A 20,197-nucleotide genomic window follows, 5' to 3' on the forward strand; every position below is an offset into this window, starting at 1 on the left:
ATGGAAAATATTTTGGATCTCTGGAATAAAGCACTTCAAAAAATAGAGACAAAGTTGAGCAAACCCAGTTTTGAGACATGGATGAAATCGACAAAAGCCCATTCTCTTCAAGGTGATACGCTCACAATTACGGCACCTAATGAATTTGCTAGAGACTGGCTGGAATCAAGATATCTTCACTTAATTGCTGATACCATCTACGAACTGACAGGTGAAGAGCTCAGCATTAAATTTATCATTCCTCAAAATCAGGATGAAGGGGAAGCTATGCCAAAGTCTCCAATTAAAAAAATGTCTAAAGAAGATCCCGTCGATATTCCACAAAATATGCTGAATCCAAAATATACATTTGATACTTTTGTTATTGGTTCAGGCAACCGATTTGCGCATGCCGCTTCACTTGCAGTTGCGGAAGCACCAGCAAAAGCATATAATCCGCTCTTTATTTATGGGGGCGTTGGTTTAGGAAAGACTCACTTGATGCATGCGATTGGTCATTATGTCATCGACCATAATCCATCAGCCAAAGTGGTCTATCTATCATCTGAAAAATTTACAAATGAATTTATCAACTCAATCCGAGACAACAAAGCTGTCGATTTCCGTAATCGCTATCGGAATGTCGATGTGCTTTTGATAGATGATATTCAATTTTTAGCAGGAAAAGAACAAACACAAGAAGAGTTTTTCCATACATTCAACACACTTCACGAAGAAAGTAAGCAAATCGTCATTTCTAGTGATCGGCCGCCGAAAGAAATTCCGACACTTGAAGACAGATTACGCTCTCGATTCGAATGGGGCTTAATCACAGACATTACCCCGCCAGATTTAGAAACACGTATTGCAATTTTACGAAAAAAGGCAAAAGCAGAAGGCTTAGACATTCCGAATGAAGTCATGCTTTATATTGCCAATCAAATCGACAGCAATATTCGTGAACTGGAGGGTGCTTTGATTCGTGTCGTTGCTTACTCTTCTTTAATTAATAAAGACATCAATGCGGATCTAGCAGCTGAGGCGCTAAAGGACATCATTCCTTCGTCGAAGCCAAGGATCATTACAATTAAAGATATTCAAAGAATTGTAGGGCAGCAATTTAATATTCGTTTAGAGGATTTCAAAGCGAAGAAACGTACGAAGTCAGTTGCTTATCCAAGACAAATTGCCATGTATCTCTCTAGAGAAATGACCGATTCCTCTCTGCCTAAAATAGGAGAAGAATTTGGAGGTCGTGATCATACGACTGTCATTCATGCTCATGAGAAGATTTCGAAATTAATCGTTGAAGATGAACAGCTTCAGCAGCATGTGAAAGAAATAAAAGAACAATTGAAATAACCTAGCTGATATAATAAGTACGGGAAAATGTGAATAACTAGAGCATAGTCATACACAGTCTGTCCACATGTGGATAGGCTGTCTTTCCTTTCTTTTTACCGACTTATCCACATATTCACAAGCCCTACTATTACTTCTACGATTTTTATTAATAAAATATATATACATGTCATTAAGAAAATTTAGGAGGACCACTATGAAATTCACGATTCAAAAAGATCGTCTTGTCGAAAGTGTCCAAGATGTATTAAAGGCCGTATCCTCTAGAACAACGATACCTATTTTGACAGGGATAAAAATTGTTGCATCTGATGAGGGGGTTTCTCTCACAGGAAGTGACTCCGATATCTCAATTGAATCCTTTATTTCTCTAAGAGATGGAGATTTAGAAGTGATCACGATTGATCGTCCAGGGAGTATTGTGCTTCAGGCCCGCTTCTTTAGTGAAATTGTGAAGAAACTGCCAATGGCTACTGTCGAAATTGAAGTAGAACAAAATCACCTCACCATCATCCGTTCAGGTTCAGCGGAATTTAACTTAAACGGCTTAGATGCTGAGGAATATCCGCATCTTCCGCAAATTGAAGAGCATCATGCATTTCAAATTCCGACAGACCTGCTTAAAAACTTAATTCGTCAAACCGTTTTTGCAGTGTCCACCTCAGAAACACGACCTATCTTGACAGGTGTAAACTGGAGGGTAGAAAAAGGTGAATTAATATGCACGGCGACGGATAGCCACCGTCTTGCTTTAAGAAAAGCAAAGTTGGATATTGACGAGGAAAGCTCATACAATGTCGTGATTCCAGGGAAAAGTTTAACAGAGTTAAGTAGAATCCTTGATGACGGACAAGATCTTGTGAGCATCGTAATTACAGAAACGCAAGTTCTCTTTAAAGCACAAAACGTGTTGTTCTTCTCAAGATTGCTGGATGGTAATTATCCAGATACAGCTCGCCTGATCCCGCAGGAAAGTAAAACGGATGTCGTGGTCAACACGAAGGAATTCCTTCAAGCCATTGATCGTGCATCACTTTTGGCAAGAGAAGGGCGCAATAACGTCGTAAAGCTGTCAGCTGATCCTGAACAAAGCCTTGAGATTTCTTCTAATTCACCTGAAATTGGTAAAGTAGTCGAAACGGTTCAAGCAGATGACATTAAAGGGGAGGACCTCAAAATCTCCTTCAGTCCAAAATATATGCTAGATGCGTTAAAAGTATTAGAGGGAACTGAAATTCATGTAAGCTTCACTGGAGCCATGAGACCGTTCCTATTGCGCACGCCAAATGATGATTCAATCTTGCAGTTGATTCTTCCAGTCAGAACATATTAATTCAATCTAAAATAGCTGCTGTGTAAGTGCACAGCAGCTTTTCTTCTCGTTTACCATGCTTTCTTTCATCCCAGTTCGCTTTCCCCCTTTCCTTCTTGTCTTGTTTTTTAGTACAATTAGATATTAGTGATATTGAAAGAGGTCGATACAATGCCTAATCTTATAACCATTGAGAAAGAAATGATTACATTAGGGCAATTTTTGAAATTAGCCGAAGTCATCCAATCTGGCGGAATGGCGAAATGGTTTTTAAGTGAACATGAGGTGTTCATTAATCAAGAGCCAGATAATAGACGGGGACGCAAACTATACCCAGGAGATGTTGTCGAGATAGAAGGTTATGGCACATTTCAAGTTGTGAATTAGAAACGGGTGACAATACATGTACATTCAAAGTCTGGCGTTAACTTCATACCGAAACTATGAACACACCGAGCTTCAATTCGACAACAAGGTGAATGTCATGATCGGTGAGAATGCCCAAGGTAAAACGAACTTGATGGAAGCGATCTATGTATTGTCGATGGCAAAGTCGCATCGTACGTCAAATGATAAAGAACTTATCCGATGGGACCAAGACTATGCTAAAATAGAAGGTAGAGTCATCAAAAAAAATGGTCCACTCCCTATGCAGCTCGTGATTTCAAAAAAAGGGAAAAGGGGCAAGGTCAATCACATTGAACAACAGAAGCTCAGTCATTATGTTGGTGCGTTAAACACCATCATGTTTGCACCAGAGGACTTAAGTCTTGTAAAGGGCAGCCCGCAAATCCGCAGAAGATTTCTCGATATGGAGATTGGACAAGTTTCTGCTGTCTACTTGCATGATTTATCGCTCTATCAAAAAATTCTCTCTCAGCGGAATCATTACTTGAAACAATTGCAGACAAGAAAGCAAAAGGATCAAGCGATGCTGGAGGTTTTAACAGAGCAGTTGATTGATGCGGCAGCGAAAGTTGTCAAAAGACGACTGACTTTTACGAAACAGCTCGAGAAATGGGCGCAGCCGTTGCATTTTGGCATTTCTAGAGAGCTAGAAACACTCACGCTCCAATACCACACGGCGATAGAGGTATCAGAAGCGTCAGACTTGTCGAAAATAAAGAATAGCTATGAAGAATCGTTTCAGAAACTAAGAGACAGAGAAATAGACCGAGGAGTGACGCTGTGGGGACCTCACAGAGATGACCTGCTTTTCTTTGTGAATGGTCGGGATGTTCAGACATATGGCTCTCAAGGGCAGCAAAGAACAACAGCTCTTTCACTAAAGCTGGCAGAAATCGACTTGATACACGAAGAGATTGGAGAATATCCCATTCTTCTACTCGATGATGTTTTATCTGAACTTGATGATTACAGACAGTCTCATTTGCTCCATACCATTCAGGGACGTGTACAGACCTTCGTCACCACAACAAGTGTTGAAGGCATCGATCACGCCACCTTGAAAGAAGCGGAAATTTTCAGAGTAGCCAGTGGAAAAGTAATTGACTGATAAATGAGGTGTGGGTCTTGTATATTCATTTAGGTGATGATTGTGTTGTTTCTACACGAGAGATTGTCGCAATTGTTGATTACAAAATGAGGTCGTCTTCTGTTGTAGAAGAGTTTCTCCAAAAACAAGAAGGACAAATCATTTCGTTATCACAAGGGACACCCAAATCCATCGTCGTCACAACTAAATCTGTTTATTACTCTCCTCTTTCCTCAAGCACGCTCAAAAAACGTGCTTCATTTGTGATTGAAATTGAAGTCTAAAAGCTCAATTCATATAAATATATCGTTTAAGAAAAGTGTAGGTGAATGTACGTGGCAATGGAACAGCAACATAATAGTTATGATGAAAATCAGATACAGGTGCTTGAAGGACTAGAAGCTGTTAGAAAACGTCCAGGAATGTACATTGGGTCAACCAGTGCAAAAGGACTTCACCATCTTGTATGGGAAATTGTCGACAACAGTATTGATGAGGCTTTAGCTGGATATTGCACAGATATTACGGTGCAAATTGAAAAGGATAATAGCATTACAGTGAAAGATAATGGCCGCGGAATTCCTGTTGGGATTCATGAGAAAATGGGACGTCCTGCTGTAGAGGTTATTATGACTGTTCTTCACGCTGGCGGTAAATTTGACGGCAGCGGTTATAAAGTATCTGGCGGTCTGCATGGCGTAGGGGCATCTGTTGTTAATGCGTTATCTACGACCTTAGACGTGACCGTATATCGTGATGGAAAAATTCATTATCAACAATTCAAACGCGGTGTTCCAGTTGGAGATTTAGAGATCATTGGTGAAACAGATGTTACAGGGACAACCACTCATTTTGTGCCAGATACAGAAATTTTTACTGAAACCATTGAATTTGATTACGACACACTTGCAAACCGTGTACGTGAGTTAGCTTTCTTAACAAAAGGTGTCAACATCGTTATTGAAGATTTACGTGAGGGGAAAGAACGACGAAATGAATACTGCTATGAAGGCGGTATTAAGAGCTATGTAGAACATTTAAATCGCTCAAAAGAAGTCGTTCATGAAGAACCCGTTTACATTGAAGGTGAAAAAGATGGAATCACGGTTGAAGTGGCATTACAATATAACGATTCCTATACAAGCAACATCTATTCCTTCGCCAACAATATCAACACGTATGAAGGCGGAACACACGAAGCAGGCTTTAAAACAGGGCTGACGCGTGTCATCAATGATTATGCTCGTAAAAATGGCGTATTCAAAGATGGAGACTCGAATTTGAGCGGTGAAGATGTGCGAGAAGGCTTAACAGCCATTATCTCCATCAAACATCCAAATCCTCAATTCGAAGGACAAACGAAGACAAAGCTTGGGAACTCAGAAGCAAGAACCATTACCGACTCCCTTTTCTCTGAAGCACTTGAGAAATTCCTCTTAGAGAACCCTGATGCTGCAAAGAAAATTGTGGAGAAAGGCGTGATGGCAGCTCGTGCAAGAATGGCTGCCAAAAAGGCACGTGAGCTGACAAGACGTAAAAGTGCACTGGAAGTCTCCAGCTTACCAGGGAAACTGGCGGACTGTTCTTCTAAAGACCCTTCCATCTCTGAACTTTATATCGTAGAGGGAGATTCAGCGGGCGGATCTGCTAAGCAAGGCCGTGATCGTCACTTCCAAGCGATCTTACCGTTAAGAGGGAAGATCTTAAACGTTGAAAAAGCGCGACTAGATAAAATTCTATCGAACAACGAAGTTCGTTCTATGATTACAGCGTTAGGAACTGGAATCGGTGAAGACTTCACTTTAGAGAAAGCTCGCTATCACAAAGTTGTGATCATGACGGATGCGGATGTCGATGGTGCCCATATTCGCACGCTGCTCTTAACGTTCTTCTATCGCTACATGCGTGAAATCATTGAAAACGGTTATGTGTATATTGCGCAGCCACCTTTATTTAAAGTGCAGCAAGGTAAACGTGTTGAGTATGTGTATAACGATAAACAGCTAGATGAGCTGCTAAAGACATTGCCTCAAACACCAAAACCTGGACTTCAGCGCTATAAAGGTCTTGGAGAAATGAACGCAACTCAGCTTTGGGAAACAACAATGGATCCTGATGCGAGAACACTTCTTCAAGTGACGCTTGAGGATGCGATTGATGCTGATGAAACATTTGAAATGTTGATGGGAGATAAAGTAGAACCGAGACGAAACTTTATCGAAGAAAATGCACAATACGTGAAAAATCTTGATATTTAGATAGGTCCCCTTGAGAACAACCTTATTTCTTGTTTGGAATAAGGTTGTTTTTCAAGATTTAGGCCTGTGAAACGAATGTCCTGGTTTTCTATGTTTCGTTGATTTTCTAGTAAATTAATGTGTATAAAGCAGAGATTATTGATATAATGAAGAATAGTCTTGTGAAGATAAATACATATTTTACTCCCACATAATTTATTTCATGTGATACGTAAAGGGAGGTTCTTATAGTGAGTGAACAACATACACCAAATGTACGCGAAGTGAATATCAGCCATGAAATGCGTACGTCCTTTTTAGATTATGCAATGAGTGTGATTGTGTCGCGTGCATTACCAGATGTGCGTGACGGATTAAAGCCCGTGCATCGAAGAATTTTGTATGCGATGAATGACCTAGGTATGACAAGTGATAAACCATTTAAGAAATCTGCACGTATCGTCGGGGAAGTTATCGGTAAGTATCACCCTCACGGTGACAGCGCTGTATACGAAGCGATGGTTCGTATGGCGCAAGACTTCAACTATCGTTATATGTTAGTAGATGGTCATGGAAACTTTGGTTCAGTCGATGGAGACGGAGCAGCGGCGATGCGTTATACCGAGGCGCGTCTATCGAAGATTTCTATGGAAATCCTCCGTGATATCACTAAGGATACCATTGATTATCAAGATAACTATGACGGCAGTGAAAGAGAGCCAATGGTGATGCCTGCAAGATTCCCGAACTTATTGGTCAACGGATCGGCAGGAATTGCTGTAGGAATGGCGACCAATATTCCGCCACACCAATTAGGTGAAGTGATTGATGGGGTATTGGCTATCAGTCAAAACCCTGAAATGACCACACAGGAACTTATGGATATCATCCCAGGCCCAGATTTCCCAACAGCAGGTCAAATCATTGGTCGAAGTGGTATTCGGAAAGCGTATGAGACAGGGCGCGGCTCTATCACATTAAGAGCAAAATCGGATATTGAGGAAACATCTAGTGGTAAACAGCGCATTGTTATCAATGAGATCCCTTACCAAGTCAACAAAGCCCGTTTAATTGAAAAAATTGCTGATCTTGTGCGTGATAAAAAGATTGATGGCATTACAGATTTGCGCGATGAATCAGATCGTAATGGTATGCGTATTGTCATTGAACTGCGTAGAGATGCAAACGTTCATGTTCTATTAAACAATCTTTATAAACAAACGACACTTCAAACGTCTTTTGGTATCAACTTATTAGCACTTGTTGATGGACAGCCGAAAGTCTTGTCCCTCAAACAATGTCTTGAGTATTATCTAGAGCATCAAAAAGTGATCATTCGCAGAAGAACAGCGTATGAGCTGCGTAAAGCAGAAGCAAGAGCACACATTTTAGAAGGCCTGAGAATTGCACTTGATCACTTAGATGAAGTCATTGCTTTAATTAGAGGCTCTCAAACTGCAGAAATTGCAAGAAATGGTTTGATGGAAAACTATAGCTTGTCTGAAAAACAGGCACAGGCCATTCTTGATATGCGACTTCAGCGTTTGACTGGTCTAGAACGAGAAAAGATAGAGGATGAATATAAAGGACTTGTTGATTTGATTGCTGAATTAAAAGCCATTTTAGCAGACAATGAGAAAGTACTTGAAATCATTAGAGAAGAATTAATAGAAATCAAAGAACGCTTCAATGATACGCGTCGAACTGAAATTGTGACAGCGGGTATTGAAACAATTGAAGACGAAGATTTGATTCCTGTTGAGAACATCGTGATTACGCTGACGCATAATGGTTATATCAAGCGTCTCCCTGCATCAACATACCGCAGTCAAAAAAGAGGCGGTAAAGGTGTCCAAGGAATGGGGACCAACGAGGATGATTTCGTTGAACAACTGATCTCAACATCGACCCACGATACGATCCTCTTCTTCTCCAATAAAGGGAAGGTCTATCGTGCGAAAGGGTATGAGATTCCTGAATTCGGACGGACAGCGAAAGGGATTCCGATTATTAACCTTCTTGAAGTAGAAAAAGGAGAGTGGATTAACGCCATTATCCCAGTAAGCGAATTTGATGAAGATTCGTACCTCTTCTTTACAACAAGACACGGTGTATCGAAACGAACAACATTGTCTCAGTTTGCAAACATTCGAAACAATGGTCTTATTGCTCTGAGCCTGCGTGACGAAGATGAACTGATGGCCGTTCGTTTAACCAATGGAGAAAAACAAATCATCATTGGGACGAAAAAGGGGATGCTGATTCGTTTCGCCGAGACAGATGTTCGTGAAATGGGACGTACGGCAGCTGGTGTCAAAGGGATCACACTTTCTGAGGATGACATCGTCGTTGGAATGGAAATCCTTGAGCCAGATGCAAACGTATTGATCGTAACTGAAAGAGGTTATGGTAAATTAACGCCTGAAAAAGAATATCGTGTTCAAACTCGAGGCGGTAAAGGTCTTAAAACATGCAAGATCACTGACAACAATGGTCCGCTTATCACAGTGAAGGCGACCAATGCTGAAGCTGAAGAAGACTTGATGATTATTACAGGGAGCGGTGTCATCATTCGTATGGCCGTTTCAGACATTTCGACAACAGGCCGTGTCACTCAAGGTGTCCGCCTAATCCGTCTTGGTGATGAGGAACATGTCGCAACAGTGGCATTAGTTGAACAATCACAAGAAGACGATGAAGATAATGAAGAGAACGTAGAAAATATAGAATCAGATCAAGAGCAATCTGAGTAAAAATAAAGCCGGTTCTTCACCGGCTTTATTTTTTTTGAAAAAACATCACTTTTTTTGAAATTTATAATGCTTTTTTCATAGATATGTGTTAATCTTTCAAAGGAGCAAAAAGAGGCTCTATTTTTTTATCTCATTCCCCAGTAAAAACTTCTTAGAAAAACAAAATGTTTTTTAAGAAAAATGTTGACTGTTGATAGAGATATATGATATATTTAAGTGGTCGCTTTAAGAGAGTGACACACAAGTTCTTTGAAAACTAAACAAGACAAAACGTACCTGTTAATTCGAGTTTTTATAAAAAAATCCTATGAAACATCATAGGTAGTCAGTCAAACGCTGACGAGGCAGGAAATGATCACATGCTAAGTTCGCTACATCGTGTAGCAACGCATGTGTGATATGCATCCTGCATACCTCGGAGAGTTTGATCCTGGCTCAGGACGAACGCTGGCGGCGTGCCTAATACATGCAAGTCGAGCGAACAGAAGGGAGCTTGCTCCCGGATGTTAGCGGCGGACGGGTGAGTAACACGTGGGTAACCTGCCTGTAAGACTGGGATAACTCCGGGAAACCGGAGCTAATACCGGATAGTTCCTTGAACCGCATGGTTCAAGGATGAAAGACGGTTTCGGCTGTCACTTACAGATGGACCCGCGGCGCATTAGCTAGTTGGTGGGGTAATGGCTCACCAAGGCGACGATGCGTAGCCGACCTGAGAGGGTGATCGGCCACACTGGGACTGAGACACGGCCCAGACTCCTACGGGAGGCAGCAGTAGGGAATCTTCCGCAATGGACGAAAGTCTGACGGAGCAACGCCGCGTGAGTGATGAAGGTTTTCGGATCGTAAAGCTCTGTTGTTAGGGAAGAACAAGTGCGAGAGTAACTGCTCGCACCTTGACGGTACCTAACCAGAAAGCCACGGCTAACTACGTGCCAGCAGCCGCGGTAATACGTAGGTGGCAAGCGTTGTCCGGAATTATTGGGCGTAAAGGGCTCGCAGGCGGTTTCTTAAGTCTGATGTGAAAGCCCCCGGCTCAACCGGGGAGGGTCATTGGAAACTGGGAAACTTGAGTGCAGAAGAGGAGAGTGGAATTCCACGTGTAGCGGTGAAATGCGTAGAGATGTGGAGGAACACCAGTGGCGAAGGCGACTCTCTGGTCTGTAACTGACGCTGAGGAGCGAAAGCGTGGGGAGCGAACAGGATTAGATACCCTGGTAGTCCACGCCGTAAACGATGAGTGCTAAGTGTTAGGGGGTTTCCGCCCCTTAGTGCTGCAGCTAACGCATTAAGCACTCCGCCTGGGGAGTACGGTCGCAAGACTGAAACTCAAAGGAATTGACGGGGGCCCGCACAAGCGGTGGAGCATGTGGTTTAATTCGAAGCAACGCGAAGAACCTTACCAGGTCTTGACATCCTCTGACAACCCTAGAGATAGGGCTTTCCCTTCGGGGACAGAGTGACAGGTGGTGCATGGTTGTCGTCAGCTCGTGTCGTGAGATGTTGGGTTAAGTCCCGCAACGAGCGCAACCCTTGATCTTAGTTGCCAGCATTTAGTTGGGCACTCTAAGGTGACTGCCGGTGACAAACCGGAGGAAGGTGGGGATGACGTCAAATCATCATGCCCCTTATGACCTGGGCTACACACGTGCTACAATGGACAGAACAAAGGGCTGCGAGACCGCAAGGTTTAGCCAATCCCATAAATCTGTTCTCAGTTCGGATCGCAGTCTGCAACTCGACTGCGTGAAGCTGGAATCGCTAGTAATCGCGGATCAGCATGCCGCGGTGAATACGTTCCCGGGCCTTGTACACACCGCCCGTCACACCACGAGAGTTTGCAACACCCGAAGTCGGTGAGGTAACCTTTATGGAGCCAGCCGCCGAAGGTGGGGCAGATGATTGGGGTGAAGTCGTAACAAGGTAGCCGTATCGGAAGGTGCGGCTGGATCACCTCCTTTCTAAGGATATATGGAGCAGTGTGCGTTTTCGTCTTGTTTAGTTTTGAAGGAACTTGCAAAAGATCCTACAACATCATATCTTCGATATGAAAGATGGGCCTGTAGCTCAGCTGGTTAGAGCGCACGCCTGATAAGCGTGAGGTCGGTGGTTCGAGTCCACTCAGGCCCACCATCTTCTATTAAATCGGGGCCTTAGCTCAGCTGGGAGAGCGCCTGCCTTGCACGCAGGAGGTCAGCGGTTCGATCCCGCTAGGCTCCACCAACGTGTTCTTTGAAAACTAGATAACAATAAGTAATACATTCACATTGAATGCAATGCAAAGTTCATCACACATAGTGATTCTTTCTAAAGTAAGAAATGGTTAAGTTAGAAAGGGCGCACGGTGGATGCCTTGGCACTAGGAGCCGATGAAGGACGGGACGAACACCGATATGCTTCGGGGAGCTGTAAGCAAGCTTTGATCCGGAGATTTCCGAATGGGGAAACCCACTGCTCGTAATGGAGTAGTATCCATACTTGAATACATAGAGTATGAGAAGGCATACCCGGGGAACTGAAACATCTAAGTACCCGGAGGAAGAGAAAGCAAATGCGATTCCCTGAGTAGCGGCGAGCGAAACGGGAACAGCCCAAACCAAGAGGCTTGCCTCTTGGGGTTGTAGGACACTCTATACGGAGTTACAAAGGAACGATATAAGCGAAGAGGTCTGGAAAGGCCCGCCAAAGAAGGTAACAGCCCTGTAACTGAAATGTTGTTCTCTCCAGAGTGGATCCTGAGTACGGCGGAACACGTGAAATTCCGTCGGAATCCGGGAGGACCATCTCCCAAGGCTAAATACTCCCTAGTGACCGATAGTGAACCAGTACCGTGAGGGAAAGGTGAAAAGCACCCCGGAAGGGGAGTGAAATAGATCCTGAAACCGTGTGCCTACAAGTAGTCAGAGCCCGTTAAAGGGTGATGGCGTGCCTTTTGTAGAATGAACCGGCGAGTTACGATCCCGTGCAAGGTTAAGCAGAAGATGCGGAGCCGCAGCGAAAGCGAGTCTGAATAGGGCGCATGAGTACGTGGTCGTAGACCCGAAACCAGGTGATCTACCCATGTCCAGGGTGAAGTTCAGGTAACACTGAATGGAGGCCCGAACCCACGCACGTTGAAAAGTGCGGGGATGAGGTGTGGGTAGGGGTGAAATGCCAATCGAACCTGGAGATAGCTGGTTCTCTCCGAAATAGCTTTAGGGCTAGCCTCAAGGTAAGAGTCTCGGAGGTAGAGCACTGATTGGACTAGGGGCCCCTACCGGGTTACCGAATTCAGTCAAACTCCGAATGCCGATGACTTATCCTTGGGAGTCAGACTGCGAGTGATAAGATCCGTAGTCGAAAGGGAAACAGCCCAGACCGCCAGCTAAGGTCCCAAAGTATACGTTAAGTGGAAAAGGATGTGGAGTTGCTTAGACAACCAGGATGTTGGCTTAGAAGCAGCCACCATTTAAAGAGTGCGTAATAGCTCACTGGTCGAGTGACTCTGCGCCGAAAATGTACCGGGGCTAAACGTATCACCGAAGCTGCGGACTGTTCTTACGAACAGTGGTAGGAGAGCGTTCTAAGTGCTGTGAAGTCAGACCGGAAGGACTGGTGGAGCGCTTAGAAGTGAGAATGCCGGTATGAGTAGCGAAAGACGGGTGAGAATCCCGTCCACCGAATGCCTAAGGTTTCCTGAGGAAGGCTCGTCCGCTCAGGGTTAGTCGGGACCTAAGCCGAGGCCGAAAGGCGTAGGCGATGGACAACAGGTTGATATTCCTGTACCACCTCCTCACCATTTGAGCAATGGGGGGACGCAGGAGGATAGGGTAAGCGCGGTATTGGATATCCGCGTCCAAGCAGTTAGGCTGGGAAATAGGCAAATCCGTTTCCCGTAAAGGCTGAGCTGTGATGGCGAGCGAAATTTAGTAGCGAAGTTCCTGATTCCACACTGCCAAGAAAAGCCTCTAGCGAGGTGAGAGGTGCCCGTACCGCAAACCGACACAGGTAGGCGAGGAGAGAATCCTAAGGTGATCGAGAGAACTCTCGTTAAGGAACTCGGCAAAATGACCCCGTAACTTCGGGAGAAGGGGTGCTTCTTAGGGTGTTAAAGCCCCGAGAAGCCGCAGTGAATAGGCCCAGGCGACTGTTTAGCAAAAACACAGGTCTCTGCGAAGCCGTAAGGCGAAGTATAGGGGCTGACGCCTGCCCGGTGCTGGAAGGTTAAGAGGAGCGCTTAGCGTAAGCGAAGGTGCGAATTGAAGCCCCAGTAAACGGCGGCCGTAACTATAACGGTCCTAAGGTAGCGAAATTCCTTGTCGGGTAAGTTCCGACCCGCACGAAAGGCGCAACGATCTGGGCACTGTCTCAACGAGAGACTCGGTGAAATTATAGTACCTGTGAAGATGCAGGTTACCCGCGACAGGACGGAAAGACCCCGTGGAGCTTTACTGCAGCCTGATATTGAATGTTGGTACAGCTTGTACAGGATAGGTAGGAGCCTTGGAAACCGGAGCGCTAGCTTCGGTGGAGGCATCGGTGGGATACTACCCTGGCTGTATTGACCTTCTAACCCGCTGCCCTTATCGGGCAGGGAGACAGTGTCAGGTGGGCAGTTTGACTGGGGCGGTCGCCTCCTAAAATGTAACGGAGGCGCCCAAAGGTTCCCTCAGAATGGTTGGAAATCATTCGCAGAGTGTAAAGGCACAAGGGAGCTTGACTGCGAGACCTACAAGTCGAGCAGGGACGAAAGTCGGGCTTAGTGATCCGGTGGTTCCGCATGGAAGGGCCATCGCTCAACGGATAAAAGCTACCCCGGGGATAACAGGCTTATCTCCCCCAAGAGTCCACATCGACGGGGAGGTTTGGCACCTCGATGTCGGCTCATCGCATCCTGGGGCTGTAGTCGGTCCCAAGGGTTGGGCTGTTCGCCCATTAAAGCGGTACGCGAGCTGGGTTCAGAACGTCGTGAGACAGTTCGGTCCCTATCCGTCGCGGGCGCAGGAAATTTGAGAGGAGCTGTCCTTAGTACGAGAGGACCGGGATGGACGCACCGCTGGTGTACCAGTTGTTCTGCCAAGGGCATCGCTGGGTAGCTATGTGCGGACGGGATAAGTGCTGAAAGCATCTAAGCATGAAGCCCCCCTCAAGATGAGATTTCCCATTCCGCAAGGAAGTAAGATCCCTGAAAGATGATCAGGTTGATAGGTCTGAGGTGGAAGCGTGGTGACACGTGGAGCTGACAGATACTAATAGATCGAGGACTTAACCTATATTCTAATGTGAAGCTTGAACATTGTTATCTAGTTTTGAGAGAACATTCTCTCCATCAGGTTTGGTGGCGATAGCGAAGAGGTCACACCCGTTCCCATACCGAACACGGAAGTTAAGCTCTTCAGCGCCGATGGTAGTTGGGGGTCTCCCCCTGTGAGAGTAGGACGCCGCCAAGATTTTCTAAGGATCAGTTCCATTTGGAACTGGTCTTTTTTGTTTATTCTTCTAACAGCATCATGATATAAGCTGGGAACTTCTCTTCGGCAATCTCCATGTAGCGCTCAATCATGACATAATCATCACTAATGTATTGAGACAGCAGCTCGTACCACCATTCAGTTTCGTAGCGGGCAATCATACTGAGATTATACATTAATAAGTAATGGCTGATAATTTCAGGAATCCCTAAAAATGAATCACGCGTTGACGGAATATACCATTGATCCATTTCTAAATCATAATGAAGATGAGTAGCGAGCGCTGGGTTTTCTTCTAGAGATACATCAAACGTCAGCTTTTTGGCTTCTCTCTGTTTGAGTTTCCAACTTGTATGAAACTCAAAGTATTCAATAAAACGTTCAGCAGACATGTTATAAAGCAATGGAATATGATCTTGAATCATCATCCCATTGGCCTTTTCCACTTTAACTAATGTCGAGGGCTGCTTTTGAAACTCCAAAATATGACTCATTTCAGGTATCTTTGAAAGGAGATGAATCATCGTAAATCGCTCATCTTCAAGGCCATTTAAATGAAATAAATGCTTTAACACATGCATGCATAGTCCATTTCGCTGAATTTTTACTTCATCTTCACTAAAACGGTAGTGCTGCTTCTTTCTCTTTCTCGATGTTACGCCATGGGCCAAAACAGAGGTTTGAGAAGGATAGTGAGGATCAACAGTCAGTAAACATGCCTTTAGCAACTGAGCCATTCCATAAAATAATAAAATGGGTTTCAGTTCTAGTGGGGCGATAGCTGCCTGTTCGTAGAACGTATGGCCATGCTTTAAAAAATAAATAAACCGTTCACAGTTTTTATAGGCTTGCTGGTTTGCATCTTGAATGTTCCGTTTCTCATATTGTTGATATAGAAACTTTTGGGAAGTTTCAAGTGAGTAAAAACGTTTTAAATCCTTCCATCCTGAACTTTTCATCTTCTTCCTCAACTCTCTTTATATTTTCTAAAAATTGCAACTGTTTGTTGCTTCCTTGACATGCTGTTTGCTAGTTGATAATCTACATATAATATTTTGCCGAAAAGAGGGGGATTTACTAATGTGGGAAAGTAAATTTTCAAAAGAAGGTTTGACGTTTGACGATGTTTTGCTTGTTCCAGCTAAGTCTGAAGTACTTCCGCGAGATGTCGATTTATCAGTTGAGTTAACAAGCACATTAAAACTAAACATTCCAATTATCAGTGCAGGAATGGACACGGTGACTGAATCACAAATGGCGATTGCAATGGCACGTCAAGGTGGTCTTGGTATCATTCATAAGAACATGTCTATAGAGCAACAAGCAGAACAAGTGGATAAAGTAAAACGTTCAGAGCGCGGCGTTATTACAAATCCATTCTTCTTAACACCTGAGCATCAAGTATTTGATGCAGAGCACCTAATGGGTAAGTACCGTATTTCAGGTGTACCGATTGTAAATAACATTGAAGATCAAAAGCTTGTTGGTATTATTACGAACCGTGACCTTCGTTTTATTTCGGATTATTCAATGAAGATTAGCGATGTGATGACAAAAGAGGAACTTGTGACAGCTTCAGTAGGTACGACGTTAGAAGAAGCTGAAAAAATTCTACAGCAATATAAAATTGAAAAATTACCTCTTTTAGATGACGAAGGAACGTTAAAAGGTCTCATCACCATCAAAGATATTGAAAAAGTGATCGAATTCCCTAACTCCTCTAAAGATGCACATGGCCGTTTAATTGTTGGTGCCGCTGTTGGTGTCACTGGCGATACAATGACTCGTGTGAGAAAATTAGTCGAAGCCAATGTGGATGTCGTTGTCATTGATACTGCTCATGGTCATTCACAAGGTGTTCTAAACACTGTATCGAAAATCCGTGAAACGTATCCTTCTCTTAATATCATTGCTGGTAATGTTGCAACAGCCGAAGCAACAAAAGCATTGTTTGAAGCAGGAGCAGATATTGTGAAAGTCGGTATCGGACCAGGATCTATTTGTACAACACGTGTTGTTGCAGGTGTTGGTGTACCACAAATCACAGCGATCTATGACTGTGCAACAGAAGCAAGAAAACATGGTAAAGCTATTATTGCAGATGGTGGAATTAAATATTCAGGTGATATCGTAAAAGCTCTAGCATCTGGTGGACATGCTGTAATGCTTGGAAGCCTTCTAGCTGGTACATCTGAAAGCCCAGGGGACACAGAAATTTTCCAAGGTAGACGCTTCAAAGTTTATCGCGGTATGGGTTCAGTCGCTGCAATGGAAAAAGGAAGTAAAGATCGTTACTTCCAAGAAGATAATAAAAAATTCGTTCCAGAAGGTATTGAAGGCCGTACACCATACAAAGGACCAGTCGTTGATACAGTGTATCAACTCGTTGGCGGTATCCGTTCTGGTATGGGCTATTGTGGAACGCAGGACTTACGCTCACTTAGAGAAGATGCACAGTTCATTCGCATGACTGGTGCAGGACTTCGTGAGAGTCATCCACATGATGTACAAATTACAAAAGAATCACCTAACTACACAATTTCTTGATAAATTGTGACAATCAAATTACATTTGACAGGGTCTATGACTCTGTCTATTTTTTTTGTCTTTATTGTGATAAAATTTATACTGTTGTGTTGAAATAAGCCCTTGTGGATTAAATATATATGAAATATGTCGAAAAAAGATGATAACGGAGGTATGACGATTGAACAGCAAGATATTGAAACAGCTTATGGTCTCTATCCTTGCACTGGCATTGATTGTGACAGCATTTACACCAATGTCCAAAGCAAAAGCAGCTGAAGATCCATTCAATGTGAATGCGAAAGCAGCGATCCTAATTGAAGCTTCTACAGGTAAGATTCTTTATAGTAAAAACGCAGAGCAAAGACTGCCTATTGCAAGTATGGCAAAGATGATGACAGAGTATCTATTACTAGAGGCGATTGCTGAAGGCAAAGTGAAATGGGATCAAACGTATACGCCAGATGATTATGTATACGAAATTTCTCAGGACCGCAGTTTATCAAACGTTCCTTTGAGAAAAGATGGCTCGTATACAGTGAAAGAACTTTATCAAGCAACGGCTATTTATTCCGCAAATGCAGCAGCAATTGGCTTAGCAGAAGTGATTGCTGGATCAGAATCGAAGTTCGTTGAAAAAATGAACGCAAAAGCGAAAGAATTAGGTTTAACAAACTACAAATTCGTGAATGCAACTGGACTAGAAAATAAAGACTTACATGGCAAACAGCCAAAAGGTACAGGTCCTGATGAAGAAAGTGAAGTATCTGCGAAAGATATGGCATTGCTTGCACAGCATCTCATCAAAGACCACCCGGAAATTCTTGAAACATCAAGTATTGCGAAAACAAAGTTCAGAGAAGGCACAGACGATGAAATGGACATGCCTAACTGGAACTTCATGCTTAAAGGACTTGTGAAGGAATATAAAGGTGTAGACGGTCTGAAAACAGGTTCTACAGATTCAGCTGGTTCTAGCTTCACAGGTACCGCTAAACAAGGTGACATGCGTGTCATCGCAGTGATCTTGAATGCAAAAGGTAATCTTCATACAGCACGTTTTGACGTGGCGAAAAAACTGTTCGATTATGCGTTTAAAAACTTCACGATGAAAGAAATGTACAAAAAAGGTCAACAGATCAAAGGACATGAAAACATCGAAGTCGACAAAGGTAAAGACAAAGAAGTACCTGTCGTTACGAAAGAAGCTTTCTCTGTGCCAGTAAAAAATGGCGACGAAAAGAGCTTTAAAGCAAAAGTAAATATCGAGAAAACGAAACTAGAAGCTCCTATTAAAAAAGGAACGAAGGTTGGCATGCTGACGACTTCTTATTCAGGTGATGAGAAGGACTACGGCTATTTGAATAAAGATCAATCAGGTGTTGAGCTTATAACGAAAACAGGCGATGAAAAAGCAAACTGGTTCATCCTTGCAATGCGTAGTGTAGGTGGATTCTTCGCTGGCATTTGGGGCGGAATCGTTGACACAGTTAAAGGTTGGTTCTAATAAAAAACTGCTCTCTATGCATGAGAGCAGTTTTTTTATTAAAAGAAAAGCGATTGTTTGTGATTTTGAGGAGTGGACAAGGCTTGCTGAAAAATACCACATAACTTTTCCACTCCCTCGGTCAGTGCCTTTTCATTCACATAAGAAAAGCTGAGGCGGATATAGTTTTGCTTCGGCTCTCCAGGATAGCACACAGAGCCAGGCAGAAAGGTGATTTGCTGCTTACGTGCCTCATGCAGAAGTGCACGTGTATCGACCCAGGAAGGAAAGCTAAGCCACAAATTGAGCCCACCCTGAGGAATTTGCCATGTCACATCTTTTGGTGCATGCTTCGTTAATACATTTATCATTAAATCACGTCTCACCATCAAGGCGGTTCTCAACTTTTTCGTATGATCAATCATTTTCTTTGAAGTCAGAAATGGCAGAATGGCTTTTTGTGTGAGAAGAGGGCTGCCTAAATCATTATTGGCCTTTGCAGCTAATAAACGATTAAATATCGAGCCTGAAGCAGTAATAATCCCAATTCTGCATCCTGGAGCAAGTGTTTTACTTAAACCTCGTAAATAAATGACGTGTCCATCATGATCCAGACTTTTGATAGGTGCTGGCGGCTTCTTTTCGAAATAAAGCTCACGATAAGGATCATCCTCTACAATAAGACAATCAATACTTTGAGCCAGTAAGAGAAGTTGTTTTCTGCGTTTCATTGACATACTGGCGCCTGTTGGACTGTGAAAAGTAGGAATCGTGTAGATGAGCTTTGGTTTATATTTATCACAAATGCTTTGAAGCTGCTTCATGTTCATTCCTTCATGATCAACCGGGACTGTAATAATTCTTGCCCCTCTCCCCATAAAGACATCAATGGCGCCTGGATAGGTCGGTGCTTCCATGACAACTACATCATCAGGACCGATAAACGCACGTGCGACCAGATCAAGCCCTTGCTGAGAACCACTAGTTACAAGGATATTCTCAGGAGTAGAAGGCACATCTAGCTTTTCTAAAAAAGACTGAATGACCTGCCGAAGCTGAAGATCCCCTTGAATTTCCCCATACTTTGACATGATTTGAGGATGTCTCGCTAGGACATGCTGCATTTCTTTTTCTAAATAACGGTTTGGCAAAAGCCCTGGATCGATCATAGAGGAAGAAAGGTTGATCGCTTCTTCGACATAGTGATACTGAGCAAATTGAGACCGTGGTAAATAATCCGGAATGGATAACTGCCAATCAAAAGAGGTAGATGACGGAACCGGAATCTCTGACTGCTTTTGCAACTCATCCACAAACGTTCCTTTTCCTTGCACAGTCGTTAAATATCCGTCGTCCTTCAGCCGAGTGTATGCCTTTGCTGCCGTGACAAGACTCACATTCAGCTGCTTTGCTAAATCACGTACAGTTGGCAGCTTATCTCCCTGCTGAAGCAAACCCGATTGGATATGATCAATGATTGAAAAGTAAATCTGATTTGAAAGCGATGTATCAGAATGTCGATGGATATCAATATGCATGAGAAACCTCCATTGAGTGCAAAATTGTTATACATGAATTTGAATTGTTATAGTTACAT

The 20,197-nt window shown here is 43.4% G+C and carries 11 protein-coding genes, 2 tRNA genes and 3 rRNA genes; 14 read left to right on the forward strand and 2 right to left on the reverse strand.

The genetic code is table 11. From position 1 onward, the window contains the following. From dnaA to rrf, 12 genes are all read left to right on the forward strand, one after another. Entirely contained in the window at window positions 1-1,341 is a 1,341-nt protein-coding gene (gene dnaA / locus NST39_RS00005) for a chromosomal replication initiator protein DnaA (RefSeq protein ID WP_268485398.1), read from the forward strand. A gap of 196 nt (window positions 1,342-1,537) precedes the next feature. Next, the gene (gene dnaN / locus NST39_RS00010) at window positions 1,538-2,674 is read left to right on the forward strand and encodes a DNA polymerase III subunit beta (RefSeq protein WP_044139028.1); all 1,137 of its coding nucleotides are present in this window, start codon (window positions 1,538-1,540) and stop codon (window positions 2,672-2,674) included. Window positions 2,675-2,824: 150 nt separating this feature from the next. Continuing rightward, window positions 2,825-3,040 (forward strand): S4 domain-containing protein YaaA, encoded by a 216-nt coding sequence (gene yaaA / locus NST39_RS00015; RefSeq protein ID WP_003215257.1) that lies wholly within the window; start codon window positions 2,825-2,827, stop codon window positions 3,038-3,040. A 16-nt stretch (window positions 3,041-3,056) separates the two neighbouring features. Then, the gene (recF, locus tag NST39_RS00020; RefSeq protein ID WP_044139026.1) at window positions 3,057-4,169 is read left to right on the forward strand and encodes a DNA replication/repair protein RecF; all 1,113 of its coding nucleotides are present in this window, start codon (window positions 3,057-3,059) and stop codon (window positions 4,167-4,169) included. Between the two features lie 17 nt (window positions 4,170-4,186). Then, complete coding sequence (gene remB / locus NST39_RS00025) at window positions 4,187-4,432, forward strand: extracellular matrix regulator RemB (protein ID WP_041815080.1); 246 nt, start codon at window positions 4,187-4,189, stop codon at window positions 4,430-4,432. 57 nt (window positions 4,433-4,489) lie between these two features. Further along, window positions 4,490-6,406: a DNA topoisomerase (ATP-hydrolyzing) subunit B gene (gene gyrB, locus NST39_RS00030; protein WP_044139139.1), complete on the forward strand. Its 1,917-nt coding sequence runs from the start codon at window positions 4,490-4,492 to the stop codon at window positions 6,404-6,406. Window positions 6,407-6,636: 230 nt separating this feature from the next. Further along, on the forward strand, window positions 6,637-9,138 hold the full coding sequence (gene gyrA, locus NST39_RS00035; RefSeq protein ID WP_341026452.1) for a DNA gyrase subunit A: 2,502 nt from the start codon (window positions 6,637-6,639) through the stop codon (window positions 9,136-9,138). Between the two features lie 412 nt (window positions 9,139-9,550). Then, window positions 9,551-11,099: ribosomal RNA gene (locus NST39_RS00040) — 16S ribosomal RNA — on the forward strand. A gap of 95 nt (window positions 11,100-11,194) precedes the next feature. Continuing rightward, window positions 11,195-11,271 (forward strand) — tRNA-Ile (locus NST39_RS00045). A 14-nt stretch (window positions 11,272-11,285) separates the two neighbouring features. After that, window positions 11,286-11,361: transfer RNA gene (locus tag NST39_RS00050), tRNA-Ala, on the forward strand. 98 nt (window positions 11,362-11,459) lie between these two features. Continuing rightward, a 23S ribosomal RNA gene (locus NST39_RS00055) occupies window positions 11,460-14,390 on the forward strand. A 61-nt stretch (window positions 14,391-14,451) separates the two neighbouring features. Further along, a 5S ribosomal RNA gene (rrf, locus tag NST39_RS00060) occupies window positions 14,452-14,567 on the forward strand. Together the 16S, 23S and 5S rRNA genes with 2 tRNA genes alongside form the textbook arrangement of a ribosomal RNA operon. A gap of 41 nt (window positions 14,568-14,608) precedes the next feature. Here the strand turns inward: rrf and NST39_RS00065 are convergent. Beyond that, window positions 14,609-15,547 (reverse strand): YaaC family protein, encoded by a 939-nt coding sequence (locus tag NST39_RS00065; protein WP_044140454.1) that lies wholly within the window; start codon window positions 15,545-15,547, stop codon window positions 14,609-14,611. 121 nt (window positions 15,548-15,668) lie between these two features. On the opposite strand from NST39_RS00065, the gene guaB reads away from it, so the two are divergent. Continuing rightward, entirely contained in the window at window positions 15,669-17,135 is a 1,467-nt protein-coding gene (gene guaB / locus NST39_RS00070; RefSeq protein ID WP_003218109.1) for an IMP dehydrogenase, read from the forward strand. A 160-nt stretch (window positions 17,136-17,295) separates the two neighbouring features. Then, on the forward strand, window positions 17,296-18,621 hold the full coding sequence (locus NST39_RS00075; RefSeq protein ID WP_044140453.1) for a D-alanyl-D-alanine carboxypeptidase family protein: 1,326 nt from the start codon (window positions 17,296-17,298) through the stop codon (window positions 18,619-18,621). Window positions 18,622-18,659: 38 nt separating this feature from the next. On the opposite strand, the gene pdxR is transcribed toward NST39_RS00075, so the two are convergent. Further along, complete coding sequence (pdxR, locus tag NST39_RS00080) at window positions 18,660-20,138, reverse strand: MocR-like pyridoxine biosynthesis transcription factor PdxR (protein ID WP_106067748.1); 1,479 nt, start codon at window positions 20,136-20,138, stop codon at window positions 18,660-18,662. Window positions 20,139-20,197 lie beyond the last annotated feature (59 nt).

This window comes from Bacillus sp. FSL W8-0645 (assembly GCF_038007905.1).
GTDB classification, from domain to species: Bacteria; Bacillota; Bacilli; order Bacillales; family Bacillaceae; genus Bacillus; species Bacillus pumilus.

Bases quoted from the DNA above. Each gene is read 5' to 3' on its own strand.
- guaB (WP_003218109.1), top strand. From the start codon at position 15,669: ATGTGGGAAAGTAAATTTTCAAAAGAAGGTTTGACGTTTGACGATGTT.
- dnaA (WP_268485398.1), top strand. From the start codon at position 1: ATGGAAAATATTTTGGATCTCTGGAATAAAGCACTTCAAAAAATAGAG.
- gyrB (WP_044139139.1), top strand. From the start codon at position 4,490: ATGGAACAGCAACATAATAGTTATGATGAAAATCAGATACAGGTGCTT.
- yaaA (WP_003215257.1), top strand. From the start codon at position 2,825: ATGCCTAATCTTATAACCATTGAGAAAGAAATGATTACATTAGGGCAA.
- NST39_RS00065 (WP_044140454.1), bottom strand. From the start codon at position 15,547: ATGAAAAGTTCAGGATGGAAGGATTTAAAACGTTTTTACTCACTTGAA.
- recF (WP_044139026.1), top strand. From the start codon at position 3,057: ATGTACATTCAAAGTCTGGCGTTAACTTCATACCGAAACTATGAACAC.
- dnaN (WP_044139028.1), top strand. From the start codon at position 1,538: ATGAAATTCACGATTCAAAAAGATCGTCTTGTCGAAAGTGTCCAAGAT.
- pdxR (WP_106067748.1), bottom strand. From the start codon at position 20,138: ATGCATATTGATATCCATCGACATTCTGATACATCGCTTTCAAATCAG.